Below are 26,163 nucleotides of genomic sequence, written 5' to 3'. Positions count from 1 at the left end.
GCCGGAAGCAGGGTACGACCGCACAGGGCCGCGTCACTCGCAGATGGACTGCTTCGGGTCGCACGAGAGAGCCGCGGCGGAGGCCATGTCATTCATGTCCACAAAGGTCCCCCACGATTGCGGCGGGACGTAGACGTGCTTCCCCGGGGAAGCACCGCCGACATTCTCGTACACAGACAGGTAGAAGTCGGTAGCGTTCACCACGGACGAGGCAGAGTCATTCAGATTCGCAGGTAGACTGCTTCGGGTCGCACGAGAGAGCAGCGGCGGAGGCCATGTCATTCATCTCCACAAGGTTCCCCCACGCTCGCGGTCGGACGTAGACCCACTTCCCCGGGGAAGCACCGCCGACATTCTCGTACACGGACAGGTAGAAGTCGGTGTTGTTCACCACGGACGAGGCAGAGTCATTCAGATTCTTACCGTTGGTGTACAGCCCCTGCCTGAAGTCCAAGACCGCATTGGGGTAACCGCCCCCATGGCGCGGGCTGAGCGAGGCGAGGACCGCGACACTGCCTGTTTCGCCGCTGTGCTCGTAGAAGCAGACCTCGTCACTTCGGCACTGGTACACCGCCTGAGCAGGCGTGGCGGCCACCAATGTGCCGGCAGTAGCCACCACCCCCGCGACAAGGCTCCCCAGGACTCGGTTCCGCTTCATCAAATCCTCCGTTGCTTCTCGACAGCTCACACACGTGCAACTGCCACTCAAAGATGAAGCATCCCGATAAATAGATTCTGTAGTATTTCTTGATCCACTTAGGACAGAGTCGCGTCGTGGCCGCGGTCGGCATGACGTACCGCCGGCCGGACGTCTCCTGTCACCGGCAAGCGGGTGTTCGATCCTGGTGGACACCGTGTCCACGGTCGCGCCACAGGGTTCTCACAGGGAGGCGCGGGCGGAGAAGGCGATGCTGGCGAGCAGGAAACCGCCGTTGACGATGGTGAACGCGACCAGCACCCAGAGGACGAGCGCGGGGGCCACGGCCAGCACCAGGGCGGCCACGAAGACGACCGCGCCGTAGTCGCGGACCAGCTTCACGAGGCGTACGGGCAGCGAGGTCGAGGTGACCATGCTGGCGGCGTTCGGACCGGCCTGCATGACCGAGGTGACCAGGTTGACCATCCAGGTACCCGCGAAGGTGGCCACCAGCCAGGTCGGGGTGGACGGCTCCTGCGCCACGGCGGTGGCGGCGAGCGCCGCCACCAGGGCGATCTGCGCGGCCACGTCGCAGAGGATGTCGATCCGCGCACCGGCGGGGCTGCCCTGGCCGGTGACCCGGGCGAGCTGCCCGTCGGCGCAGTCCAGGGAGTATGCGACCTGCCAGCCGACGAGCGCGATCAGGCCGACCACCCAGGCCGGTACGTCCCCGTCGGCGACCGGCCCGGCGAGCGCGATCACGGAGACCGACGTGGCCAGCCCGAGCACCAGGTTGGTGAGGGTCAGCGCGGTCGGACGCAGCCCGAGCCGTTGCGCGACCAGCGCGAAGACGGCGCCCAGCCACTGGCTGATCGACTCGCTGAACAGGCCGCCACCCCGGTTCACCCGGTGGAAGTCGGCGACTGTGGGACGGGGCTCAGCCAAGCTGGTCGCGGATTGCACCGGCGTAGTCTGCCAGCCGCTCCCGCGTCTCGGTAGGCGACAGGGCCAGGTGCTCGAGGATCGTGTAGCGGTCCGGTCGGGTACGCGGCGCGAACCGCACCGCCTCGACGAACTGGTCGTCGGTGAGCGCCACCTCGGCGGGAAGCCGGGGCAGGCCGTGCCGGGCCAGGCAGGCCGACATCTCCCCGAAGCGGCGCAGGTCCCCGCGCAGCCAGGTGCAGAACAGCGCACCCAACCCGGCCAGTTCGCCGTGCGAGGCGGTCCCCGGAAAGAGCGAGTCGACCGCGTGCATGATCTCGTGGCAGCCGCCGCTGGACGGACGGCTGGTGCCGCAGACCGCCATCGCGAGGCCGCTGGAGATCAGTGCCTCGGCGAGCACTGTGACGAACGCGTCGTCGCTCATGTCGCCGGGGTGGTTGAGCACCGCTTCGGCGCCCGCCCGGGCCAGCGAGGCGGCCAGTCCGTCCACCGGCTCACCGCGTACCCGCCGGGCCAGCTCCCAGTCGGCGAGCGCGCTGATGTTGCTGATCACGTCGCCGATGCCGGCCCGGTTGTGTCGGTCCGGACCACTTTCCACGAAGTCGAGGTCGACGATCACCGCGATCGGGATGTGTACCCCGTAGGAGCCCTTGATCCCGTCGGTGATGAGGCTGGCGACCGGGGAGCCGATCCCGTCGTTGGCGAGGCTCGTCGCCACCGACACCATCGGCAGCCCTCGTCGGGTGGCCGCGTACTTGGCCACGTCTATCGTCTTGCCGCCGCCGATGCCGACGACCGCGTCGTACGAGCGGGCCCGGAGCTTGCCGCCCAGGTCGTCGGCGGCGTCCAGGGTCGCCCCGGCGACGGTGAACACGTCGGCGGACCGCAGGGACGGACGGATCAGGTCCGCGATCTGGGCACCCTGACCGGGGCCGACCACCACCGCGACGTCGCCCCCGGCGGAGATCCGTCCGTCGGCCAGGATCGCGCCCAGATCGGCGACCGCCCCGCGTCGCACGTCGATGTGCAGCGGGGTGAGGACGCTGCGAGCTAGTAGCGGCACGCGATCTCCCGCGCGCGGGCCAGGTCGGCGTGGTTGTCGACCTCCACCCACGGGACGTCGCCGATCGGCGCGGCGCGCACCTCGCCGCCCCGGTCGGCGAACTCCTGGTAGCCGTCCTCGTAGTAGAGGTTCGGGTCCCGCCGCCAGGTCGCCTCCAGCGCGTCGGCGAGGGCGTCGGCGACCTGCGGCTCGATCAGGGTCGCGCCGATGTACTCCCCGTACGCCTCGCCCGGGTCCATGATCTTGGTGATGCGGGTGAGCTGGCCGGCGGCGTCGAAGGTGGTCTTCATCTCCTCCTCGGCCAGCGGCTTGAGGGTGTCCACCGCGAGCAGGATGCCCGGGCCGCGCTCGGCAAGCAGGGTCTTCTCGATGCTCACCGGGTGCACGGTGTCCCCGTTGACAAGCAGCACCCCGCGCGCGAAGTACTCCCGGGCCAGCCAGAGGGAGTACGCGTTGTTCCACTCCTCGGCCTTGTCGTTGTGCACCAGGGTGAGCGTGACCCCGTACTTCTTCTCCAGGTCGGCCTGCCGCTCGCGGACCGCGTCCGCCGCGTAGCCGACCACGATCACGATGTCGGTGAGCCCGACCTCGGCGAGGTTGCCCAGCGCGATGTCCAGGATCGTGATCTCACCGTCCACCGGCACCAACGCCTTCGGCAGGGTGTCGGTGTACGGGCGCAGCCGGCGCCCTGCTCCGGCCGCGAGCACCATTCCGATCATCGCGAGATCCTCCCTCGTCCTGCTCCTGTCACCGGTGGAGGATAGCCCCGGGCGGGCCGGCGACTCCGGCCAACCGGTCAGCCCGGTAGGGCCGCCAGGTCGGCCAGCATGGTCAACCGCTCCTCGGCGGAGAGCACGGCGTACGGGCCGGCGGCCCGACGGTCGGTCTCCAGCTCGATGGCGAGCCGCTCGGGGCCGGCGGGCAGGGCGGTGACGCTCGACCCGGTGTGTCCGGCGGCCGTCCAGGCGGCGGCGTGCGCATCGGCACGGTGGTAGCGCAGCGTGCCGAGCCGGTTGAGCAGCAACACACCGGGCGGGATGCCGTCGGGCTCGTGCGGGGGCGCCATCGCGGTGAACGCCGGCCAGTCCCGGTCGTCGTCGGCGTCGACGAGCACCAGGGCGTACGTCAGCAGCCGGCCGAGAGCCGCGACGAGCCGCGCGACCCGTTCGTCGTGCCCCGCCCACAGCTCCTCGGTGACCTCGGCGTGCACCTGGTACAGCTCGCCGAGGAAGGTGGTGCCGCGCTCGGTGGCGGACAGTCGTCCGTCCGGGCGGCGGTGGATCGTGCCATATGCGACCTGCTTGTCCACCGTGCGGCGAGTGACGACGGGGTCGCGGTAGCGCGTGATGGCGGCGAATCCGGGTTCGTCGACGGCACCGCCCGGCGCTGCCAGGCGGGTCCGCAGCTCGACCAGGAGACCCGTGGCGGCCGGTCCGCCGTACCGCTGGCTCAGCTCGGCGCCACCCCAGTCGTGGCCGGCGAGCATGCCGGCGCGGAAGACCCGGTCCACGGCCGGGGCGAGCAGCCCGGCGGTCCGGTGCGGCGCAAGCTCGACGGTGTTCACCGACCGATCGACCGCAACGCGCCGGCGCGGCGCAGGGGCTCGGTGATCACGCCTCGACAGTAGCGAGCGCCGCCGCATCCCGACGATGTCCGGTCTTGTCCTGCAAACATCCACGGACGACCATGTCCGTACCGAATGCCACGGTCCCAAAGGGGTGATGCGTGATGCAGGTACGGGAAGCAATGTCCAGCCAGGTCCTCGTCGTCGGTCCGGAGCACACGCTCCGTCAGGCGGCCCGGATGATGTCGGCCCGCGGTGTCGGGTCGGCGGTCGTGATCGACCCCGAGTCCGAGGGGGTCGGCATCATGACCGAACGCGACGTGTTGAAGGCCATCGGCGCGGGTCTCGACTGCGACTGCCGGACCTGTACGCCCCGGAGGCGTTCTACTCCATGCCGGGTGCCACGGTCCGACCGATCGAGCTGCCCGCGCTGCTGCGGACCTGGACGGGGGCCTTTCCGGATCTGCGCATCGACCCGCTGGGCGCGGTGCGTACGTCCGGTGGCGCGGCCGTGGAGCTGCGCCTCAGCGGCACCCACACCGGCACGTTGCACTCGCCGTACGGCACCGTCGCTCCGACCGGCCGGTCGGTGAGCTGGGAGGTGGCCGACGTGGTCCGGGCGCGCCGGGGCAGGATCGTCGCCTGGCGCTCCTACTTCGACTGGAGTGTGCTCCTCGACTCGCTCGGCGTGCAGTTTGACGGCCTTTCCCGGGCGGCGCAGCACGACTCGCTCGCACTTCCGGTCTGATCTGCCGCCGACCGGAGGGGGAACGTCACCCGTCCCGGTGGCTCAGGATGCGGACATCGCCGTGCCGTCGGCGCGTCCCCCGCCGCCGCCCGTACGCTCAATATCCATGACCGCCGAGCAGTTGATCTCCTTTGCCCGTGGGGCCCCCTCGCTGGACATCGTCGATGTCGAAGGGCTCAAGGCCGCCGCCGTACGTGCCTTCGACGCCGATCCCGCGGGGGTCACGGCGTACGGCACCTCCGTCGGCTACGTTCCGCTGCGTAAGTGGATCGCCGAGAAGCACGGGGTCGCGGCCGACCAGGTGCTGGTCACGAACGGGTCGCTCCAGGCCGACGCCTTCCTCTTCGACCACCTGATCCGCCCCGGCGACGCGGTGGTCGTCGAGCGTCCGACGTACGACCGCACGCTGCTCAACCTCCAGCGGATGGGCAGCGAACTGCACGGCGTCACCGTGCAGCCGGACGGCCTGGACACCGCCGAGCTGCGCAAGCTGCTGGAGTCGGGCGTGCGCCCGCGGCTCGCGCACGTCATCCCGAACTACCAGAACCCGGCCGGCGTGACGCTGTCGCTGGACAAGCGCCGCGAGCTGCTCGACCTGGCCGCCGAGTACAACTTCACGATCTTCGAGGACGACCCGTACGCGGACATCCGCTTCCGGGGTGACGCTCTGCCGTCGATGCTCTCGCTGGACACCCGCAACGTCGTCGTGCACGCGTCGAGCTTCACGAAGACGGTCTGCCCGGGCGTACGCGTCGGCTACCTGGTCGGCCCGGCGGATCTGATCGCCGACATCGCCAAGAACGCCACGAGCCTCTACATCTCGCCCGGCATGGTGTCGCAGGCGATCGTGCACCAGTTCTGTGTCTCCGGCGACATCGACCGCTCGATCGAGACCGTCCGGGCGGCGCTCGGCGAGCGGGCCCAGGTGCTCGCCGAGTCGTTGCGCCGGCACCTGCCGCAGGCCCGGTTCGTCGAGCCCGACGGCGGCTACTTCCTGTGGGTGGAATTCCCCGAGGACGTGCTGGTGGACCGGCTCGCCCCGGCGGCGGCCGAGCGCGGCGTAGCCGTCGTCAAGGGCAGCGACTTCGTCGTCGACGGCGGGCGGCACGCCCTGCGGCTGGCCTTCTCGGCGGTGACGGCCGACCGGATCGACGAGGGCGTACGCCGGCTCGCCGAGGCCGTCGAGGCCAGCCGAAGCTGATCCTTCTGTCGGGTTTCCGACAGAAAGGCGATGCCGGCCGTCCCAGGGCTCCCCAGCGGGCGGCCGGCAGCCCCACAATGCTGCGAGCGTCATCCGTCAGGTGTAGCGGGGATCACCCCGACCACCTCCGGGTCACGCGCGCAGCAAAACCCCCGCCCCCACGGGCGCCGGGTGGGCCGTGTCGTCCCTTCACCCCCCTGATGCGGCCCGGCCCGCCCGGCGCCGCACCCGCGACCGCCGTCACACCTGCCGGTGGCCACCATCGGCGTAGCCTGCAAGCCGCAGGCGAGCGCGGGGAGGTGTCGCGATGACGGATCGGGCAGAGCGGGGCCGGACGGCGCCGTTGAACACATCTCGGGTGCTGCGACCCCGAGCGTGGCCGTCCCCGGTCCGGGCGGTGACCCGGATGCTCAACGCCGACGGTTCCCCACCCACCCCGTCGTCCACCGGCACCGGGCGCAGCGGGGTGGTCGACTGTGCGCTCTACATCGACGGCAAGCGGCAGCCCGGCGACTGGACGTACGCCGAGGCACTGGAGGCCGCACGCCGCGAGGAGCACGGCTTCGTCTGGATCGGGCTGCACCAGCCCGAGCTGGCCGAGATGACCGCCATCGCGGAGACGTACGGCCTGCACGAGCTGGCCGTCGAGGATGCCGTGAAGGCTGAGCAGCGGCCCAAGCTGGAGCGCTTCGGCGACGTCAGTTTCCTGGTGCTGCGCACTGCCCGCTACTGCGAGCACACCGAGCTGACCGAGACCTCCGAGGTGGTCGAGACCGGTCAGGTGATGCTCTTCATCGGCCCGAACTTCCTGATCAGTGTCCGGCACGGTGACGCCTGCCGGCTCTCCCCGGTCCGGGCGGACCTGGAGACCAAGCAGGAGCTGCTGCTCCAGGGCCCGTGGGCGGTGGCGTACGGGGTGACCGACCGGGTGGTCGACCTCTACCTCGAGGTGGCCGAGCAGCTCGAGGACGACCTGGACCAGCTTGAGGCCGAGGTCTTCGACCGCAACAGTCACGGGCGCATCCAGCGGATCTACCAGATGAAGCGTGAGCTGGTGGAGTTCAAGCGGGCGGTGATCCCCTTGCAGCGGCCGCTGATGAACCTGACCTCGCAGGTCAACCGGGACGTACCCAAGGAGATCCGCAAGTACTTCCGGGACGTGCAGGACCACCTGAGCCGCACGGTCGAGCAGGTGAACTCGTACGACGATCTGCTGAACTCGATCCTCCAGGCGCGGCTGGCCCAGGTGTCCGTCGACCAGAACAACGACATGCGCAAGATCGCCGCGTGGGCGGCCATTGCCGCCGTCTGGACCTCGATCGCCGGCGTCGAGGGCATGAACTTCGAGAACATGCCCGAGCTGAAGATGGTGTACGGCTATCCGGTGGCACTGGCCCTCATGCTCGGCGTCTCGCTAGCCCTCTACCGCTGGTTCCGCCGTAACGGCTGGCTCTGACCGGCCCGCACTGCCGACACGGGCAGCGCACGGAAAAAGTGCCGGCGACACACGCAGGGGAACGCGAAGAGCGCCGGCGCGCGGGGAAGGCCCGCGCTGCCGGCGCTCGGTGCGTTGCTGTCGGTGTCAGCGGCGGCCGTTGGTGCGGGCGGTGTCCTTGCCCAGCGCCTTGGTGAGATCGTCGGCCGGGCGTCCCGAAACGTCCTTGGCGCCCTCGGCGACCGACGGGATCTTGTCGGTCGGGCGAACGCTGGTCTGCTTGGTCGCGGTGGCCGGGCCGGTGGTGCTGGCGCTGTCGCCGCCGGCCACCGCCGAGCTGCCCGCGCCGGTCATACCGGAGATGGCGGACCCGTCCGACCCCTTGGTCGCCGCCGGGGTGCGCACCTCGATCGAGTCGACCTCGTTGCGCATCGGCTCCAGGGTGCGGGTCGGGTCGTACTCGGCCCACTCCTGCTGCTCGCGGCGGCGGCGCAGGGCGACGGCCCCGGCCAGGCCGGCGATGGCGCCCGCGGCCAGCAGGCCGGTCATCATCGAGCCACGACGGCGAGGCTGCTTCTTCTTACCGGTGATCCGCATGGTCTTCGACTTGGCCTTCCTGGTCAGCGGCCCTGCCTGCGCGGCGCCGTCACGGGCCGCCGCGGTCAGCGGTGCCAGCGTGGTGAGTGTCGTCCCCCAACCGGTCGACGCACGGTCGCGCACCTTCACCGCGGCCGGCCCGACGTAGCCCCGGGCCACCTGGACCCGCGGGCCGACGGTCGCGCCCGCGCCCTTGGCGGCGTGGTTGGCTGCCTGCATCAGGTGGCTGATGCTCTGGTTCAGCTCTGCCTTGGCGAGCTGGCCCTGGGACTTACGCCGCCTGATTCCAAACACGGTCCTACCTCCTGGGAGTTGTTCCTTCGTCATCCTCCACCTTCGGATGCCTCCGCGATGCCAGATCGGGCACATGGGAGGATCCGCATGGAACTGACCAACAAGTGAGGAGTACCCGTGGCCGAGGCTGTCTACGCCACCCTGCACACCAACGCTGGCCCGATCCGGCTGGAGCTCTTCCCGAACCACGCGCCGAAGACCGTCCGCAACTTCGTCGACCTGGCCGAGGGCAACCAGGAGTACACCGACCCGCGCACCGGTCAGCCGGGCAGCGGGCCGTACTACGACGGCACCATCTCGCACCGTGTGATCAGCGGTTTCATGGTCCAGATGGGCGACCCGACCGGCACCGGCCGGGGCGGGCCGGGCTACAAGTTCGCCGACGAGTTCCACCCGGACCTGCGGTTCGACCGTCCGTACCTGCTGGCGATGGCGAACGCCGGACCGGGCACCAACGGTTCGCAGTTCTTCATCACGGTGTCCCCGACGCCGCACCTCAACAACCGGCACACCATCTTCGGCCAGGTCGCCGACGAGGAGTCGGTGAAGGTCGTCGACTCGATCGCGAACACCCCGACCGGCCCGAGCGACCGTCCGTTGCAGGACGTCGTCATCGAGCGGGTCGAGATCGAGCGGTCTGCTGCCTGACGGCAGCGCGAGGTACCTTTGCTCGCATGATTGAGCGCTCCGGAGCACCGAGCCGGCCGGCGTCGGTGCGTGGCGCGGTGGCGGACGGAGGGTCGACCCGGTGAGCGAGTCCCCGCCGACCACCCCGGTCTGCTACCGGCACCCCGGTCGGGAGACCTACATCCGGTGCACCCGCTGCGACCGGCCGATCTGTCCGGAGTGCATGCGGGAGGCGTCCGTCGGGCACCAGTGCCCGGAGTGCGTCAACGAGGGACGTCGTAGTGTCCGGCCGGCGCGTACCGCCTTCGGTGGCGGTGCCGCTGGCCGGCACGGCTACGTCACCAAGGGCCTCATCACCCTGAACGTGCTGCTCTTCCTGCTCTCGATCGCCTCCGCCCGGTCCGGGAGCGCGGTGGTGGGCGGGTCGGGCCTCGGCGGGCTGATGGGTGACGGCACGCCGCTCACCGCCTGGGGTTCGGTGTACGGGCTCACGCCGCCCGGTTACCTCCCGGACGGCATCGCCGACGGTGACTACTACCGGCTGTTCACCGCGATGTTCCTGCACTACGGCGTGATCCACCTGCTGCTCAACATGTGGGCGCTGTGGATCCTCGGCCGAGGGCTGGAGGCCAACCTCGGGCCGCTGCGCTTCGGCGCGCTCTACCTGATCGGTGGTCTGGGTGGAAACGTGGCGGCCTATCTGTTCAGCCGACCCGACCAGGCCACGGCAGGTGCGTCCACGGCCATCTTCGGCCTGTTCGCCGCGCTGATCATCGTCCATCGCAAGCTCGGTCGGGACATCTCCCAGGTCATCCCCATCCTGGTGATCAACCTGGTGTTCACGCTGACCGTGCCGGGCATCTCGATCCCCGGGCACCTCGGCGGCCTGGTGGCCGGCGGGGCGATGGCGGCGGTGCTGGCGTACGCGCCACGGGAGCGACGCACGCCGGTGCAGGTCGCCGGTGGCGCGATCATCCTGCTGATCCTGCTCGCCCTGGTCGTCTTCCGCACCGCGCAACTGCTCAACTGACCGGGCGGGCGGCCCGCAGCGCCCCGGCCACCTCTTCCGGGGTGGCCCCCAGGTCGTACCTGCCGAACAGGTGCAGTGACTCGCCCGCGTCGACCTCCAGGACCTCGCCGGTCAACCCCAGCCGTTGCCGGCGGTCCACGTTGATCGCCTCGACCGTCGACCAGGGCAGCAGCCGCCGGCCGGCGAAGCCGTGGATGACGGTGAGTCCCACCGGGTCCACCGCCAACCGGACCGGCGCCACCAGGTCCCGTACCGCCCAGGCGGCCAGTGCGGCGGCGGCGACGCCGGCCACGACCAGCCGCACCGGATCGCCGTCGGCGAAGAGCAGGCCGAGGGCTACCAGCAGAACCGCGCCGGCCAGCTTCGCCGCCGGCAGGCTCGCCGGCACCCGCCACGTCCGGTTGGGGGTGATCTCATCCATCCGCCCAGCATGCCGGGGGACGGACGGCCGGTCCACCGACGACGTAGGATCGGGGCAGCCCAAGTTACCGGGGAGTAAACATGAGTGACGCGGTCATCGTCGGCGCGGTACGCACCCCGGTCGGGCGGCGCAAGGGTGGTCTCGCCGACGTCCACCCGGTCGACCTCTCGGCGCACGTGCTGCGCGCCCTCGCCGAGCGCACCGGCCTGGACCCGGCGCAGGTCGACGACGTCTTCTGGGGCTGTGTGTCGCAGGTCGGCGAGCAGTCGTGGAACATCGCCCGCAACGCCGTGCTCGCCGCCGGCTGGCCGGAGACGGTGCCCGGCACCACTGTGGACCGGCAGTGCGGTTCCAGCCAGCAGGCTCTGCACTTCGCCGCCGCGACCGTGCTCTCCGGCCAGGCCGATCTGGTGGTCGCCGGCGGGGTGGAGTCGATGACCCGGGTGCCGATGGGTTCCAGCGTGGCGGAGGGCATGCCGTTCAGCGACCAGCTCCGGGCCCGCTACCGGGGGGTGGAGGGCTTCGCGGACGACGCGCCGCTGCCGTTCAACCAGGGCGTCGGAGCCGAGCTGATCGCGCGGCGCTGGCGCTTGTCGCGTACGCAGCTCGACGAGTTCGCCCTCGCCAGCCACGAGAAGGCCGCCGCCGCGCAGGACGCCGGGGCGTTCGAAGCGGAGCTGACGGCGGTGCCCCTCGACGGCGGTGGCACGTTCGCGGCCGACGAGGGCATCCGCCGGGACACCTCGCTGGACCGGCTCGCCGAGCTGCCCACCCCGTTCCGTACCGACGGTGTGGTCACCGCCGGGTCCGCGTCGCAGATCTCCGACGGCGCCGCCGCGCTCGCGGTGACCACGTCCGACTGGGCGAGCCGGCACGGCCTGCGCCCGTTGGCCCGCATCCACACCGCAGTGGTCGCCGCCGACGACCCGGTCACCATGCTCACCGCACCCATCCCGGCCACCGCGAAGGCGCTGCGCCGCGCGGGGCTGGGCATCGAGGAGATCGGGGTGTACGAGGTGAACGAGGCGTTCGCCCCCGTCCCGCTGGCCTGGTTGGCGGAGACCGAGGCGGACCCGGAGCGGCTGAACCCGCGCGGTGGGGCCATCGCCCTCGGGCACCCGCTCGGCGGCTCCGGTGCCCGGATCATGACGACGATGCTCGCGCACATGCGGGACAACGGGCTCCGCTACGGCCTGCAGACCATGTGCGAGGGCGGCGGCATGGCCAACGCGACCATCGTGGAGCTCGTCTGATCCTTACCGCGACGGCGGCTCCGCGAGGGCGGGGAGCGCTCGCCGAGAACCGCCGAACGAGTGATCGGAACGACGCGAAGATCAGTGCACCGTCTCTTTACACTCGTAAACGGTGTTGGCCAGCTTCTCGAGCTGATCGACCTTGTCGCGCATGACGGCGTCACGCACCGCCGGCTGGCCCGCCCGTGACCGGTGAGCAGTCGAAGATGGCGGTAGCGAGTCGGTAGTATTGCTCCGCTTTATCGACGTTGTTTCGCGCGAGTTCGCCCAGGGCGTCGCCCCATTCCTGCTTCTCGGCGACCGTCGGGCGGTCCTTTAGATGTTCGACCGCTTTTTCCAGGCCCTCGGTCTCCAGGATGTGGATCGCTTCCATAACAATTTTCGCGCCAGTTACCGGGTCGCCGGACTCGCTGATGAGCAGCACCCGCTGATGGATGGAGACGCCACGACTCTGGCCGTCGAGCAACAATTTCTTTCGGGCCGGAGCTTCCAGCTTCTCCTGATAGTCGAACACGTATTCAGCCGTGCTCGGCAGCGCACCGAGTTCGCCCACCAGCGGTATGTAACCACGGAAATAGCGGTCGCCCTCGTTTTTGTCGACGATCGCTATCAGTTCTCTAAGCGCCTGCGGAGCGCTCAGCTGAGCCCTGAGGTTAGTTAGGGCAGTCATCTTCGCGGCTCGGTCCGACTTGAGTAGAAGCAGGGCGACGGCTGGGCTAGTCCTGTCCTTACTCCGCGCTGCGTGCCTGATTGCCGTCTCGAGTAGCTCTTCGGTCAGGGCAGCTATTGGTTTCTCGTCAATGGTGCTGCCGTTGCTGAGACGTATTTCCCAGCCGCTGTCCAGGCCTGTCAGGACGCGAGGCACGATACTGAAGCCGAACTCCTCCGACAGGCGCGCGAGGGGGGCGTCAACTCGCGTCTCGGTCACCACGACAATTCGCTGTTTGTTGAGGGAGAACAGCTGAACCAGACGTCGAAGGTCGCTTATGTCCTCGCCCGACGCAGGCTTACCCCGCTCGCCGCCCAGGAAGATGACCGGGTCACCATCTTTGCCGGTGATACTACGAACTTGATCTGCCGTCGCCGGCCCCGGTTTGGGGCCGGTCCAGTATAGGCGCTTGTCTTCATTCTCCGCGAGACTGCCCGGCGGCAACCCCATGTCATTGGTTAGCGGGCCGTCTTCAACGCCTTGTTGTGTCGGTGCCTCGGGCGCCGTCACCTGGCCGATAGCACCGTCGGGTAGATTGAGCGACAAACTCGGTGCCCATGCCGCCTTGGTGATCGAGGTGCTCGACTGCACGGCGGCCGGCGCTACCGCGTGGTCGGCCCCGCCCACCGGGGTCGAGGTTTCGACGCGGGATCCGGCACCGCCGCTCTTGGGCAGCGCCAGGAACCTATCGGCAATCGCCTTCGCGTGGAGTGTCGATACGGCCGATTGGGCGAGGCTGCCGAGAGACAGTGACGTGAGTGATCTGCTTGCTTTGACAATGGCGGCCGGTGCTTGCGGGAGGTTGCTCTTCCGCAAGATGTCGTTGACACTCTCGACCAGTTTCCGATCAGATATAGTCAGGGGCTCGATTTCCAGCAGGCGCGTGCTGATCAGGACTGTGTTGTCGGCCAGGGGTTGCCCAGGATTGGGGGCGGCCTCCGTTACCACGACGTCGTCGACACGCTTCTGAAGGGCGAGGTTCGCTATCACGTCAGTCATGAGTTGAATAAGCACACGACGGACGTCGCGTCGGTCGTTGCCGGTAGCCACCAACTCCAGCGAGCCGTGGGCTGAGCTATCCACGACACGGTACGCCAAATCGCGCAGGGCTGCGAGCATCGGTGCTGAAAGAGGGCCGCCGGGCGGTTCGACCGTCATCTCGATCTTTACCGGGTCAATTGCTGGCGCCAATCGGCTGATCCACCTCACGACGGCCTGGCGATGTGAGGTGACCGTTGCCGGTCTGATGGTCGTGTAGTCGGCACCCCGAGTGATTGGCGGGTGCAGCAGAAGGCTGCCCTTCACCCCGCCTAGAAGGTCTTGTAGCCGCCGGCTCACGGCGATAGCCCGGCTGGACCCGTTTTGCCTGGCTCCTGCGCCGCCGAATCCGAAAATGCTACCCGTACCGTTCGCGCCGCCCTCCACGAAAACATCGACCTGGAGTCCGCGCCGTAGATCGTCCTTGATCGCTTCGGCGGCTGTCGCCAGTTCGCTGGGTGTCACGGGCAGGTCGATTTGTCTCTCGGCGAAGTCGACCGTCACCCACGGCTGAGGAATACGAACGGGCAGTGCGAACGCGGTGCGGTTCAGGACCGCGTGGGTCGAATCGATATTGAGTGCCAACTCCACAGTTCGTGGAAGGTGAACCGTGTGTTCCTGGTTGTTTGAATTGATTAGGCGGGAGTAGGTTACGGTCCGGATGCGTTCCCGGAAGCCGGGCAAAGCGAGGAGGAAGCCAACGACTGCTTCCCATGCTGCGTCAGGGTTCGGGAGTTTCTTGAGTAAGGGTTCAACAGCCAGCAGATGAAGGTTGCCCCTGCGGTTCGCCAGCTCTCGAATCAGGTAGGTCACGGCCTGGCGCAGGGCGGGTAGCACCACAGGCGTCCGCCATGGTCCGACGAACTCGAGGTTCAGGTCGTACACCTCGGGCGATCGCTCCGGCAACCAGGTCATTGAGAATCTTGACTCGACGTTCGCACTGGGTATTTGCGGTACACTGCGGACAGTGTGCCCGATGGCGTCGATTAGGGCATCATGATTTGTAGCGCCGCTCCGTTCCATGATCGACCTGGTGTGCATGTCTGATAGGTCGTCAAGGTAATAACGAGCGTGCACGTCTTGCCGCTCGAATAAGAGGGGGTGCAGACTCTCGTTTTGTAGGGTTAGGCCAAAAAGGTCCTTGCGATAGTTGTTGCCCAAAATTTCGATCAGCCGGTGCGCCGCCGGATGGCTCCGCGCGAACATCACCGACGAAGTGTTCATGCCTCCGCCCGCCGCCGCCTCCACGTCGAGAGCGAATCCGTATCGCGTGAAGGTGCCGTAGAGGTCCTTCACGCTTTTAACCTCATTGTCGGCATCGATCCCAATGCCACCGAATCGGTAGAGGACTTCCGGCAGCGAGATGTCCTTGGCTTCGGCGTACCCTGTGGTCGTGCCTTTCGACAGCGCGAGCTGGAACTCGGGCATCAAGCGCATCGGGGTTGTCGTGTTGAAGACTTCATGCACATTGACCAGAATAATACCGAACTCTGCTGCCCATTCCTTCATGCGGCGGACCGAGGCAGTGGGCGACCGGAATTCTGCACGGGTCGTCGTCGTCCACAGAACAAACATGAATTTGTCAGCCGTGGCCGCGATGGCCGACGCAGTGATGTGTTCCACGAAATCGTACTTATTTCGGCGCCAACGGTTTAGGTTGCTCCCGTACCAGAAGCTGTGCACGATTTTCGGCATTTCCGCCTGGGCCAAAATGGAGCCCTGCTGTTCCGTTTTGACCGCCTCCGGGCCCATCCACAACACATCGGCGGCTCGCCACACCGTTTCCTGGTCGTAGCTCAGCTCGGCCAAATCTACTGGTTCGGATGCTTTGGTCAGGTCGAGCCGACGAAACAGGTCGACCAATCCCTCCGTGGGAACGCCGTCAAAGGGCTGCTGCTTGAGGAACTCCGGTTGTGGTGGCAGGTCGCGCAGCCCGAACGGATCACTGCCCCACAACCAAAGGCGGTCCAGCGGTTGCCGCTCCCAGCCCGGGCGACGTCGTCCGTGTAGAAAGTCATGCCACAACCAGCCGAGCATCTGGGGGGAGTCGGCGTAGGCGAAGGCCTGGGCGAGCGTGCTCTTGTCGAGCCAGTTTCCCAACGGGATGGCCGAACTGCTCCGCGGTGCCATCGATGCCCCGTTGTCGAGAGTGGCCGAGAATTCTGGGAGGACGAGTGTCCAGCCAGCCTCGTTGTGCCAACCGGTAGCCGGATCGAAGGTGAACCCGCTCTGCAATGTCGGTGTCAGCGCATGGATGAGAGGGCGTCCCGTTTGATGGACCAGTGCTTCGATGGTGTCGTCGTGCCCGAGCACGACGACGACGGCCCGGTCGGGCAGCGTCCGTCCGTCCAGCAGGGCTTCCAAGCGGTCGACTGGCGTGGAGAAGGTCCATATGTCATCGCTGATATTGTCCGGTGCGATACCGATTACCGGGCGGTTGTGGCTCTTGGCGAGAGCGTCGAGCTGTCTCCATTGCGCGTTGAGCCGAGTCGCACCGAGCACGTGCACGCCGGCTTCCTCGATTGCCTCGACGCTGCGCTGGTTTGCTGCCCACAGGGTCGGTGTCTGCTCGGACTGCTCAAGGAGTCTGCTCAACGCATTTCGCGCGGTCGCCCGACCGTTGGCTTCAGCGGGGGTTCCCCGCAACTCGGCGATCTCGTTTCGGTAAGCGGAATTTTTAATCTCTTTGAGGAGGGCGTAATTGCTTAGCGCCTTCGAGGCGCCGATTGCCCGTTCGCCGTAGCTGCGTACCTCGAGGGCGATGAGCGGCAGACGCGTTGTGGCATCTTTCAGGAAGAAGCCGCTGACGTTCAGGCTACGCTGCTGGGTAATGGTGGGCCGGGGGCTTGGCCGCAGCCCTTGGTTGAGATAGTCGAGCACCGTGTAGCTGTGCTGCTCTTGCTCCGGGGTTTCGCCTTCCAGATGGTATGGCTGGTGGGCGAGGGTGGCGAGATTGACGGGCACATCTCGGGCTTGCAGGATGCTGCGAAGGCGGTCGACGTGTTCGGCCTTGGGGTTCATTTCCTCAATAGCTTGCTGCGCCGAGCCTGTGAAGGTCTCCACGATGAATGTGTAGTCGTCCACCAGATAGCGGCGAACGTCATTTGGCAGATGGGCGAGAAGTTGGGGCATCGCTACGATCGCTGCTACCGCGATATGGTCTTTGGCCAGCCCGCCAGCGGCGATAGCGTGCATGAGACCTGCTGCGTTGGAGTAGAGTAGAGCGGCATAGCCGGACAGCAATCGTGGGGTTCCGCCGTTCTGAAGACTTATGAAAATCTCATTTTCTTCCTTCCTCGACAGTGACAACAACCGCGTCGCGCGTTCATGCCATGCCGAGGACCTCCCCTGCTGCCCGGGGGGGAGTTTTTTGTCGACGAACTCGCGCCATGCGAAATATCGAACGGCGAGCTTTCCGCCGAGAGTCAAACCGTCGGAAAGATGTCGCTTCGACGATCCTGGCCAGATGTGGCTATTCGCGCTCTGGAGGAAAAGGTGGAGTCTGTCAGGCTCTATTTGTATGTGGGCATAAGACCGGGTGCCGCGTTCATTGTCGGTGGGTTGCCGACTGATCCGGCTGATCGGGCCGAACCCGTAAACTACGAATCCCTCATCTCGAGGGAAAAGGTCCGTCAGACTCAGATGCGGACTCGGTGCTCCCGCTTCGGATTGCTGGGCGGCGAGCGCGGTCTCCATTCGGTGCAATGCTGCTTCTACTGCCCCTGAACTCCAGTCGCGGTCGCCTCTCAACTGAGTTTGAACGCCGGCGACGACCTCGGGAGCCATGATGTATTCGCTCTGCGGCTGTGGCACCCCGGACTGCCGGGCCAGCGCTTCGGTTCGGTACAGCCGCCCCTTTGCCCCGACGTAGACCTTTGTCGACTCCGCGACGACGATGAGCGGATGACTCAGGTGATAAACCAAAACCTCGACCGCCGAAGCCGTCTCCGGCCGCCTACCGTCGAACGTGATCGTGGTGGCGAAGTCACTCGCAATCTCGGGGCCGGTGTAGCTGTGGTGACCCGTGCCGAGAGCCAGCGCCAGGTCGGCTTCGGACGTGTTGACGTCGGAGGCGTGTAGGGCAATGAGGTGAAGCTCCGGCATCACCAGGACGTAGCCGGCGGGGTCCGGGGCGTTGGTACGGCGTGCCTCGGCGTCGAACAGCCAGACCGCTTTGTTGTCCGTGCGGGCCAGGGCGTCGCCTGGAACACGGACCGGTAGGTGCAGCGAGTTGGCGAGGTCGATCGCCTTGGGGAGGTCCAGCTCGGCGAGCACCGACGCGGACGGGGCGTGAACTGCCCGCTTGATCACGTCCGGCGGCTGCGCCAACAGTGCGGTCGCGGCCACCTCGGGTGCGGCGTGCGGCGCAATGTGAACCAGGTGCTGGCCCGGCACCGGCTGGGCGAGCAGCACCCCCGGTGGCACTGATCTCGGTTCCGGGCTCAGGAACACACCGGAACGCACGTGCGTCGTGAGGAACTCGGGACACTGCGTGCCTTCGACTGCCGGCATCGACAAACCCCTTCACGTGGCCCCATGCTCGAACATCGCTCTGGTCTCGCGACGGGCATGGCGTGTACATGAGGATGGGCACGCACCGGCCACGATCGTGTGTGAGGGCAATTGAAGATCGTGCGGTGGACCACGTCGAAGCCTAGACGGAGTAGGGCCCGACACGCCGGTTGGTGGGGACGGGCGAAAGATGGCGAGGACCAGTTTGTGACGACCGACCTCACTGCCGTTCCGCCCCCGACCTCATAGCTGAGAGCCTATGCCTGCTGATCGTCGCGGACAGGGGACACGTGTCCGCGGAGCTGGACCGGTGGCTGGCAGATCGCGGAGTGTGATCAGTCACAGTGTCGTACCGCGACCGCGTCCACGCCCGACTTGTTCCTACTGCCAATGCGTCGTTAGGACTCGTCTAGGGTGCCCACCGTGACGACGATCACCGGCACCTCCGACTGGTCCAGCCAGGCGTGGCAGCGGCGGGCCCGGTCCTGGGTCGACGAGCAACTCGCGAGCGCCGGCCTGCGGGCCGGTGGGCCGGTCGAGCCGCGGGTCCGACCGTGGTCGCTGGTCTGGCGGGTGCCGACCGACGACGGGCCGGTCTGGTTCAAGGCCAACAACTCCGGCACGGCGCACGAGGCGGTCCTGATCGCGACGCTGGCCTCGCTGACGCCCGAGCGGGTGCTGACCCCGCTCGCAGTGGACCGGCAGCGGGGTTGGTCGTTGCTTCCCGACGGCGGGGAGTCGCTGCGTGACGTGCTGGGCCGCGATCCCGACCTGCGGCACTGGGAGCGGGCCCTGCCCGGGTACGCGGCGCTGCAACTCGCCACCGCGCCGCACGTCGACGAGCTGGTCGCCCTGGGCGTGCCGGACCACCGTCCGGAGGTGCTGGCCGGGCTGTTCGCCGACCTGCTCGACGATTCCGGGTCGCTGCGCGTCGGCGCGGAGGGCGGGCTCGCCGTCGAGACGTACGAGCGGCTGCGGGCGGAGGTTCCGGCGTACGCGCGGCGGTGTCGCCGGCTCGCGGACTTCGGTATCGGGGCCACCGTGCAGCACGACGACCTGCACGACGGCAACGTCTTCGCCAGCGGGGCCGGTTACCGCTACTTCGACTGGGGAGACGCCTCGGTGGCGCACCCGTTCGGCACGCTGCTGGTGACCCTGCGCTCCATCCGGTACGCCACCGCGCTGTCGGCCGACGACGCCAGCCTGGTCCGGCTGCGGGACGCCTACCTGGAGGCGTGGACCGACCGCTACGACCGTCGAACCCTCGTCGAGGCCGCCGACCTGGCGATGAACCTGGGCGCGGTGAGTCGGTCGCTCTCCTGGCGGCGGGCCCTGGACACGACCGATCCGGCCCGCGCGGAGTACGCCGAGGCGGTGCCCGGGTGGCTGGCTGAGCTGTTCGCTGCCACCCCGCTTCGGCCGGAAAGCTGACCGGCATCCGTCCCGGTCGGAAATCGGACAGGCAGTGCGACGGGATGGCGTGGAACTTCCAAAAATCCTCCGTGACCCACGTCACCCCGCCGGGGACGTCGTTGGGCAGGTCATGGACGTCTTCTCCCGAACGTTCCTCCCGGCCGCCACCGAGGCCGGCCTGGCCGTGCAGACCGTCAGCCGGCACATGCCGGTGTTCCGCCGCTGCGTCGGCTCCGGCGACGCCACCATCCTGGTCACCCGTTGCAGCCGTCCCGACCGTCCGGTCACCGGCGACTACCTGCTGCTGCTCACCCACCGCCGGCTGGTGGTGACCCAGCAGACCCGGCTGCTGCACCGGCTGCGCCTGCACCTCAACACCGAGCTGCGCGAGCTGAGCAACGTCACCTGGAGCCCCGACCCCCGGCTGCACTCGGTCGAGCTGGCCGCGACCGCGATCGACGGCATCCGCGAGCGGTTCCTCATCCGCACCACCCACCCGAAGCAGGTGTGGCAGCTCGACGCGCTGCTCAACCATGCCTTCCGGACCCGCCTGCGGGCGCCCCGCGAACGGGTCCTGGCCACCATCGGCGACGCGCCCGCCGCCGTACGGCCCAACGTGTTCCGCCCCGCCGTCGCACGCTGACGCCGGAACCGGCCTTTACCGAACTCGAACACGCACCGATCGCGCCGGGCCAGCGGGTCGGCAATCATGGGCCGGTGACCGTGGAACCGCCGCACCGTGGGCTCGTCCTCGTTGTCGAGGACGAGCCGGCCATCGCCGACCTGGTACGGCTCTACCTGGGCCGCGACGGGTTCGGCGTCCACCTGGAACGCGACGGTGCGGCCGGCCTGAGCGCCGCCCGCCGACTGCGCCCGGTGGCCTGCGTCCTGGACATCGCCCTGCCCGGCCTGCCCGGCACGGAGGTCTGCCGACGGCTGCGCGAGGCCGGCGACTGGACGCCTGTCATCTTCCTCACCGCCCGTGACGACGAGGTCGACCGGATCGTCGGGCTGGAGTTGGGCGCCGACGACTACGTGACGAAGCCGTTCAGCCCGCGCGAGCTGGTCGCCCGGGTGCGCGCCGTCCTGCGCCGCTCCGCCGGTGGCCCGGAGGGCGCGGAACGCCCCCGCGTCGTCGGCCCGGTGACCCTCGACCCGGCCCGCCGGACGGTCACCGCCGGGGGCGTACCGGTGCAGCTCACCTCGACCGAGTTCGACCTGCTGGCGCATCTCATGGCCCGGCCGGGGCGGGTCTTCACCCGCGAGGAGCTGCTGGCGGGAGTCTGGGGGTACGCCGCGCACGCCGGCACCCGGACCGTCGACGTGCACGTCGCACAGGTACGCGCGAAGCTCGGCTCGGCCAGCGTCATCCGCACCCACCGTGGCGTCGGGTACGCGGTCGATGCCTGAGCAACAGGTACGCGCCGAGTCGCCGACGATGGCACTGCCGGTGATCGGCGCACGACCTCCGGCCACACCCCGACGCCGCCGGTTCGGCCGGACACTGACCGCCCGTGCGGTGCTGGTCACCTGCGCGGTGGCACTGGTGTCGGTGCTCGTCACGGCGATCGTCGCCGTGCCGTTGGCGATCCGTGGCGCGGAGCGACGTGATCAGGAGGCCCTCGCCGCCCAGGCGCGACTCGCCGCCGAGGTGCTGCGCACCCGGCTGGACCGGGGGCGCACCGCCGACGAGGAGCGGCTCATCCAGCAACTCCGTGACCAGGACATCGACGCGTACCTGATCCGCCGCGGGACCGTCGACCGGCAGGGTCTGCCGCCACGCGTGGTGCAGCGGATCGGGCAGGGGCGCAACGTGTCGGCTCGCCGGGCGGTCAACGGCCACCGCGCCCTGGTGGAGGGCCGCGCGCTGCCCGGCGGCAACGGGGTGGTGCTGTCCCGCGCCACGTCGAACGGTCTGTGGGCGCAGGTGCTGCTCAGCCTGTGGCTGCCGCTGCTGGCCGGGCTGGCCGCCGGGGTGGTGGCCGGCCTCCTGCTGGCCCGCCGACTAGCCCGACCCATCCGCGTCGCGGCCACCGCCGCCGCCCGGCTGCGCGCCGGGGACCGTGCCGTACGGGTGCCGGTCGAGCCGCCGGACGAGGTCGCCGACCTGGCCGAGGCACTGAACGGCCTGGCCGCCGCGCTGACCACCAGCGAGGGCCGACAGCGCGAGTTCCTGCTGTCCGTGTCGCACGAGCTGCGGACGCCGCTGACCGCCATCCGGGGGTACGCCGAGGCGCTCGCCGACGGGGTCATCGAGGCGGACGGCAGCGCCGACACCGGCCGGACGATGCTGGCCGAGGCCCAGCACCTCGACCGGCTGATCGGTGACCTGCTGGCGCTGGCCCGGCTGGAGGCCGCCGACTTCCCGTTGGAACCGGTACCCGTCGACCTGACCGGGTTGGCCGCCGACGCCGAGCCGACCTGGTCCGGGCGGTGCGCCGCCGTGGGTGTGCCGTTCCACCTGGAGACGCCGGGTCGGCCGGTGTCCGCGTACACCGATCCGGGTCGGATTCGGCAGGTGCTGGACGGGCTGCTGGAGAACGCGCTGCGGGTCGTACCCCCGGGGGCGCCGGTGGTGCTCGCGGTCCGGCCGGTCGGTGCGGACCCGGCGGCCGGCGGTGTGTTGGAGGTCCGCGACGGCGGGCCCGGCTTCACCGACGACGACCTTGCGGTGGCGTTCGAGCGGGGGGCGCTGCACGAGCGGTACCGGGGGGTGCGCAAGGTGGGCAGCGGGCTGGGGTTGGCGCTGGCCGCCGGGCTGGTGCGCCGGCTCGGCGGGGAGATCGTCGCCGGCCACGCCCCCGAAGGCGGTGCCGCCTTCACGGTCCAACTGCCCGGTGATCCTTACCGGACCCGAACATCGGCCTGACGGTCCGCTCGTGCTCGCGGGAAAGGCTGGGGACTCCACGAACGAGAGGGAGAGTCATGCCACGTTGGGGATTCGTCACCGGCACCACGGCGCTGTTCGCGGCGGTGGCGCTCGGCGTCAGCGGGTGCGGCGCGGCCGAGGTGGCCAGCCAGCCCGCGCGGGACGCGGCCGTCGAGGTCGCCGCCGCGATGGGCGTGGAAGGTCAGGCACTGACCGCGATGGGCTTCGACCCCGCCGACCTGGACGTGCAGACCGTCGCCGCCCCGGCGACGCCCGGGCCCTCCCCCACGGCCGCCGAGAAGGGGAAGCAGAAGCGCGGCGAGGAGATGCGCAAGCGCCACCAGGCCCGCGTGCTGCTGCGCAGGAACACCCTGCACGGTGAGGCGGTGGTGCAGACCAAGGACAACGGTACGCAGACCGTGGTCGTGCAGCGTGGCGAGGTGACCGTCGTCGACGGTGACTCGATGACCGTCAAGTCCACGGACGGCTTCACGATGACGTGGACCTTCGGTGAGGACCTGCGCGTCGTCGAGAAGCGGTCGACGGTGCAGCCCAGCGAGGTCAAGGTCGGCACGAAGGTCGGCGTCGCCGGCGCCAAGGACGGTGACAAGGGCGTCGCCCGGCTCGTCCTCATCCCGCGCACCAAGTGAGCAGCAGGGCCCCGCACGTACGGCGGGGCCCTTCCATGTCGTCGTCTCAGCGGCCCGGGGGTAGGGCGTAGCCGACGTAGTCGCGGAACTCCAACCGCCACCCGGCCGGCACCAGCTTGGCGCAGGCCGGCTGGCTGCCGGTGCAGACGATGGCGTCCACCGAGGCCGGGTCGGCCGGCGGCCGTTCCGGCAGGACCGACTGCAACGACACCAGATCCGGCGAGCTGCCGTCCGGCTGGCGCAGCAGCAGCCACCACGGGTACTCCCAGTCGTCGTTGCGCTCCACCAACCCGATCCGGCGGGCACCGCTGTCCCGCACCGCCGCGGCGGCCCAGCGGAACTCGTCGGCCCACTCCGGACGGCGCAGGAACCGGGTGTCCCAGTCCGAGGTGGTGAAGACCGAGCCCGAGCCGACGAGCCGGCGCGGGAAGCCGTACGACAGCGCGAGCACTCCGGCCAACGCCGAGGTGGCCAGCACGACGACTGTCGCCACGGCGGCAACCGACCGCCGCCCCCGACCCGCCTCGGCCGGATTCGTCGCCCGGTCGGCGGGGCGACGCAGGAGCGCGTCCAACCACCGGCCGGCGAGCGGAACGGCGAGCACCAGGGCGTAGAGGATCAGCCGATTGCCCCACGGCTGCCACTTGATCATCGAGGTGTGCAGCAGCACGGCGGCCAGCACCACCACGGCGTACGCCCGCAGCGGCCCGACCTGCGCCGGATCGATCCGGCGCGGGCGGACGAGGGCGACGAGCGCGCCGAGCAGCGCCAGCGATCCGGCGATCGGGAACGCGACCCGATCCTCGTCCGGATACCAGGCGGGCACCGGGAACACCTCCTGGCCGAAGGTGATCGCCCGGTCCTGGGGGTCGACGCCGATCGCCTCCGCGCCGCCGATGATCGCGTCCGCGCCGGCGACCCGCAGCGGCGCGACCGGGGTGTCGAAGGCCGTGTGCCCGATCCGCAGCGCGTTGACCAGGATCGACGCCGGATCGTGCCGTTCCATGGGAATCGACTCACGCAGCCGGGGTGGGCCCAACGGGTGCCCGAACTCGGCCGTCACCCGGGCCAGGAACGGGCCGACGACGAGCGCCGCGACCGCCAGGACCAGCACCGAGCCACCGACGACCCGGAACACCCCGCGAACCGCCCCCACCCGACCGGCCGCAGACCCGACGGCTGCTGATTTGACGGCTGCTTCCCGGCCGGCCGCCTCGGTGGCCGATGCCCGGTCGGCCAGGGCCAGCCGGAGCTGCGCCAGAGCCCACAGCACCAGCAGCGGGCCCACCGCGATCAGGCCACTGGTCTTGGTCACCGCGGTCAGTCCGGTGGCCGCGCCCAGACCGAGCACGGTTCCCCAGCCGGTCCGTCGGCGCAGCCCGTCCAGCGCGAGGGTCGCCGCACACGCCACCCACGCCGCGCAGACCAGGTCGGTCTGGGTGCTGGTGGCCTGTAGCGCGACCATCGGGGTGCTGGCCAGCACGAACGCGGTGATCAACTGGGCCCGTCGGCCGCCGCCGAGCTGCGCGGTGATCCGCGCGGCCACCAGTAGGCAGAGCACCCCGGCGGCCCACTGCACCAGGTTGTGCAGCGCGTCGGAGCCGGTGAGCAGGCGCAGGTGCAGCAGCAGGTACTCCGCGCCGGGCGGGATCGTCACCTGCCGGTGGATGGCCGTGGGCCAGAAGTCGAGGTCGCCCTGGGCCACCCAGTGCTCGACCTTCGGCAGGTGGTACGTCTGCGAGTCGAAGTTGTTCGGCTCGGCCAGCAGTGCGATCAGCAGTTCCAGCAACACCAGAGCGCCGATGCCGCCCGCGAGCAGCCGCTCGCCCCGACCCGCCGTACGCCAGCTCTCGGTTGCCCGGGCGAGCAGTCTGGCGCGTACTCCCTCGGTCTGGGCCGGTGCGGCGTCGCGCCCGACCACCAGGCCGTCGTCGGCGGCCGGGGTGGGCGTGCCCGGGCCGACGCCGACGGTCACCGCCGCGCCGACCGGCACCGGCCGCGGCGGCACGGCGGCCAGGTGGGCGACCGGGGTGTCCCGCCGCCAGCGCAGACCCACCGCCGTCGCGGAGGCAAGGAGGAAGAGCAGCCAGGCGGCGACGAACGCCGGCCTGGTCAGCGCGTGCAGCGCGCCGAGCACCTCGACGACGAGCACCGCGTACGCCCCGGTGACCAGCGCGGCACGCACCGCGGCGAGCCGTGTCGGCGTCACCGCATCGACCCCGCGCGGCTTCGACGCGACCGTGAGCAGGAGCACCGAGGTGGCGGGGAGCACCACGAGCAGGGAGCCGGCAGCCGACATGGCGGGAAGTAAACACCATCGGGCTGAGACCGCCACGCCGACTGTCCGACGGTGGCGGCCACCGTCGGGCTGACCAGCCAGGCTAGGCTATGCCCGACGTGTTGTCGCCACCGTGGAGATTCCCGTGAAGCTCTCGATCCTCATGCCGGTCTACAACGAGGAAGAACGCATCGCGGATGCCCTCAAGCAGGCATTGGCGGTGGACTACCCCTGCGAGATCGAGCTGGTCGTGGTCGACGACGGCAGCCGCGACGGTACCGGTGAGGTCCTCGGTCGCGCCGACGACGCGCGCCTGCGGGTCATCACCCACCAGCGCAACGCGGGCAAGGGCGCGGCCATCAAGACGGCTGTCGACAGCGCCGAGGGTGAGTACATGGTCATTCTCGACGCCGACCTGGAGTACGACCCGCAGGACATCCCCAAGCTGCTCGCCCCGGTGCTCGACGGGCGGGCCACGGTGGTCTACGGCAATCGCACCTTCGGCAGCCACAGCGCCTACAGCTTCTGGTACGTGATGGGCAACAAGGGCGTCACGATGGCGGCGAACGTCCTCTTCAACTCGTACATCGGCGACCTGGAGACCTGCTTCAAGCTGATGCCGGTGGAGCTCTACCGGTCGCTGGAGGTGCGCTCGCGCGGCTTCGGCATGGAGGCCGAGGTGACCGGCAAGCTGCTGCGTCGCCGCATCCGCCCGTACGAGGTGCCGATCAGCTACCGGGCCCGTGGCCGCGAAGAGGGCAAGAAGATCACCTGGAAGGACGGCGTCGAGGCGATCTGGATCCTCGGTCGCGAGCGCGCCCGCCGTCGTCCCGCGGTGTCGTCCGCGCGCTGAGCACCGGTAACCTCGAATTGAAGTCCACT

General features: G+C 69.2%; 21 protein-coding genes and 1 pseudogene. 13 read left to right on the top strand and 9 right to left on the bottom strand.

Annotated elements, in window-relative coordinates:
• Nucleotides 1-217: 217 nt before the first annotated feature.
• The 5 genes from ACGFH9_RS22255 to ACGFH9_RS22235 form a co-directional block, all read right to left on the bottom strand.
• Nucleotides 218-658, bottom strand: a complete 441-nt coding sequence (locus ACGFH9_RS22255; protein WP_393222326.1) for a peptidase inhibitor family I36 protein — start codon at nt 656-658, stop codon at nt 218-220.
• Between the two features lie 222 nt (nt 659-880).
• Nucleotides 881-1,600 (bottom strand): CDP-alcohol phosphatidyltransferase family protein, encoded by a 720-nt coding sequence (locus ACGFH9_RS22250; RefSeq protein ID WP_393222323.1) that lies wholly within the window; start codon nt 1,598-1,600, stop codon nt 881-883.
• Nucleotides 1,575-2,642, bottom strand: coding sequence for an iron-containing alcohol dehydrogenase family protein (locus ACGFH9_RS22245; RefSeq protein WP_393222320.1), 1,068 nt, complete (start codon nt 2,640-2,642; stop codon nt 1,575-1,577). The genes ACGFH9_RS22250 and ACGFH9_RS22245 overlap by 26 nt, the downstream gene beginning before the upstream one ends.
• The gene (locus tag ACGFH9_RS22240; RefSeq protein ID WP_204942587.1) at nt 2,630-3,361 is read right to left on the bottom strand and encodes a sugar phosphate nucleotidyltransferase; all 732 of its coding nucleotides are present in this window, start codon (nt 3,359-3,361) and stop codon (nt 2,630-2,632) included. Before ACGFH9_RS22240 ends, ACGFH9_RS22245 begins: the two co-directional genes overlap by 13 nt.
• 77 nt (nt 3,362-3,438) lie before the next feature.
• Nucleotides 3,439-4,206: a hypothetical protein gene (locus ACGFH9_RS22235; RefSeq protein ID WP_393222316.1), complete on the bottom strand. Its 768-nt coding sequence runs from the start codon at nt 4,204-4,206 to the stop codon at nt 3,439-3,441.
• A gap of 164 nt (nt 4,207-4,370) precedes the next feature.
• Between ACGFH9_RS22235 and ACGFH9_RS22230 the strand changes: the two are divergent.
• From ACGFH9_RS22230 to corA, 4 genes and pseudogenes are all read left to right on the top strand, one after another.
• A pseudogene (locus ACGFH9_RS22230) lies at nt 4,371-4,562 on the top strand (cyclic nucleotide-binding/CBS domain-containing protein); the annotation flags it as partial.
• Between the two features lie 35 nt (nt 4,563-4,597).
• Complete coding sequence (locus ACGFH9_RS22225; protein ID WP_393222313.1) at nt 4,598-4,954, top strand: ester cyclase; 357 nt, start codon at nt 4,598-4,600, stop codon at nt 4,952-4,954.
• A gap of 106 nt (nt 4,955-5,060) precedes the next feature.
• A complete protein-coding gene (locus tag ACGFH9_RS22220) occupies nt 5,061-6,155 on the top strand; it encodes a PLP-dependent aminotransferase family protein (protein WP_393222310.1) in 1,095 nt (364 codons plus the stop codon).
• Between the two features lie 307 nt (nt 6,156-6,462).
• Complete coding sequence (gene corA / locus ACGFH9_RS22215; protein WP_393222307.1) at nt 6,463-7,611, top strand: magnesium/cobalt transporter CorA; 1,149 nt, start codon at nt 6,463-6,465, stop codon at nt 7,609-7,611.
• A gap of 126 nt (nt 7,612-7,737) precedes the next feature.
• On the opposite strand, the gene ACGFH9_RS22210 is transcribed toward corA, so the two are convergent.
• The gene (locus ACGFH9_RS22210; protein ID WP_393222304.1) at nt 7,738-8,514 is read right to left on the bottom strand and encodes a hypothetical protein; all 777 of its coding nucleotides are present in this window, start codon (nt 8,512-8,514) and stop codon (nt 7,738-7,740) included.
• Between the two features lie 84 nt (nt 8,515-8,598).
• On the opposite strand from ACGFH9_RS22210, the gene ACGFH9_RS22205 reads away from it, so the two are divergent.
• A complete protein-coding gene (locus ACGFH9_RS22205) occupies nt 8,599-9,129 on the top strand; it encodes a peptidylprolyl isomerase (protein ID WP_355240484.1) in 531 nt (176 codons plus the stop codon).
• A 100-nt stretch (nt 9,130-9,229) separates the two neighbouring features.
• Complete coding sequence (locus ACGFH9_RS22200; protein WP_393222302.1) at nt 9,230-10,138, top strand: rhomboid family intramembrane serine protease; 909 nt, start codon at nt 9,230-9,232, stop codon at nt 10,136-10,138.
• On the opposite strand, the gene ACGFH9_RS22195 is transcribed toward ACGFH9_RS22200, so the two are convergent.
• Entirely contained in the window at nt 10,131-10,559 is a 429-nt protein-coding gene (locus tag ACGFH9_RS22195; protein WP_393222299.1) for a PH domain-containing protein, read from the bottom strand. The genes ACGFH9_RS22200 and ACGFH9_RS22195 overlap by 8 nt on opposite strands.
• Before the next feature lie 80 nt (nt 10,560-10,639).
• Here ACGFH9_RS22195 and ACGFH9_RS22190 point away from each other — a divergent pair, with 80 nt between their 5' ends.
• Complete coding sequence (locus ACGFH9_RS22190) at nt 10,640-11,812, top strand: thiolase family protein (protein WP_393222296.1); 1,173 nt, start codon at nt 10,640-10,642, stop codon at nt 11,810-11,812.
• A gap of 160 nt (nt 11,813-11,972) precedes the next feature.
• On the opposite strand, the gene ACGFH9_RS22185 is transcribed toward ACGFH9_RS22190, so the two are convergent.
• Nucleotides 11,973-18,071 carry a hypothetical protein gene (locus ACGFH9_RS22185; protein ID WP_393222294.1) on the bottom strand — a complete coding sequence of 2,033 codons (6,099 nt, stop codon included), beginning with the start codon at nt 18,069-18,071 and terminating at the stop codon, nt 11,973-11,975.
• A 423-nt stretch (nt 18,072-18,494) separates the two neighbouring features.
• Between ACGFH9_RS22185 and ACGFH9_RS22180 the strand changes: the two genes are divergently transcribed.
• From ACGFH9_RS22180 to ACGFH9_RS22160, 5 genes are all read left to right on the top strand, one after another.
• Entirely contained in the window at nt 18,495-19,502 is a 1,008-nt protein-coding gene (locus ACGFH9_RS22180) for an aminoglycoside phosphotransferase family protein (protein ID WP_393222291.1), read from the top strand.
• A gap of 112 nt (nt 19,503-19,614) precedes the next feature.
• The gene (locus tag ACGFH9_RS22175; RefSeq protein WP_393222288.1) at nt 19,615-20,127 is read left to right on the top strand and encodes a hypothetical protein; all 513 of its coding nucleotides are present in this window, start codon (nt 19,615-19,617) and stop codon (nt 20,125-20,127) included.
• 74 nt (nt 20,128-20,201) lie between these two features.
• A complete protein-coding gene (locus tag ACGFH9_RS22170; RefSeq protein ID WP_393222285.1) occupies nt 20,202-20,894 on the top strand; it encodes a response regulator transcription factor in 693 nt (230 codons plus the stop codon).
• Nucleotides 20,887-22,353 carry a histidine kinase dimerization/phospho-acceptor domain-containing protein gene (locus tag ACGFH9_RS22165; RefSeq protein WP_393222282.1) on the top strand — a complete coding sequence of 489 codons (1,467 nt, stop codon included), beginning with the start codon at nt 20,887-20,889 and terminating at the stop codon, nt 22,351-22,353. The genes ACGFH9_RS22170 and ACGFH9_RS22165 overlap by 8 nt, the downstream gene beginning before the upstream one ends.
• A gap of 56 nt (nt 22,354-22,409) precedes the next feature.
• A complete protein-coding gene (locus ACGFH9_RS22160; RefSeq protein WP_393222280.1) occupies nt 22,410-23,003 on the top strand; it encodes a hypothetical protein in 594 nt (197 codons plus the stop codon).
• 46 nt (nt 23,004-23,049) lie between these two features.
• Here ACGFH9_RS22160 and ACGFH9_RS22155 read toward each other — a convergent pair whose 3' ends face one another.
• A complete protein-coding gene (locus ACGFH9_RS22155; RefSeq protein WP_393222277.1) occupies nt 23,050-25,302 on the bottom strand; it encodes a hypothetical protein in 2,253 nt (750 codons plus the stop codon).
• A 124-nt stretch (nt 25,303-25,426) separates the two neighbouring features.
• Here ACGFH9_RS22155 and ACGFH9_RS22150 point away from each other — a divergent pair, with 124 nt between their 5' ends.
• Nucleotides 25,427-26,134 (top strand): glycosyltransferase family 2 protein, encoded by a 708-nt coding sequence (locus tag ACGFH9_RS22150; RefSeq protein WP_355240514.1) that lies wholly within the window; start codon nt 25,427-25,429, stop codon nt 26,132-26,134.
• Nucleotides 26,135-26,163 lie beyond the last annotated feature (29 nt).

This window comes from Micromonospora sp. NPDC049102 (genome assembly GCF_043197485.1).
In the GTDB taxonomy this organism is placed as follows: Bacteria; Actinomycetota; Actinomycetes; order Mycobacteriales; family Micromonosporaceae; genus Micromonospora.
This window is presented reverse-complemented; position numbering and strand designations above follow the sequence as displayed.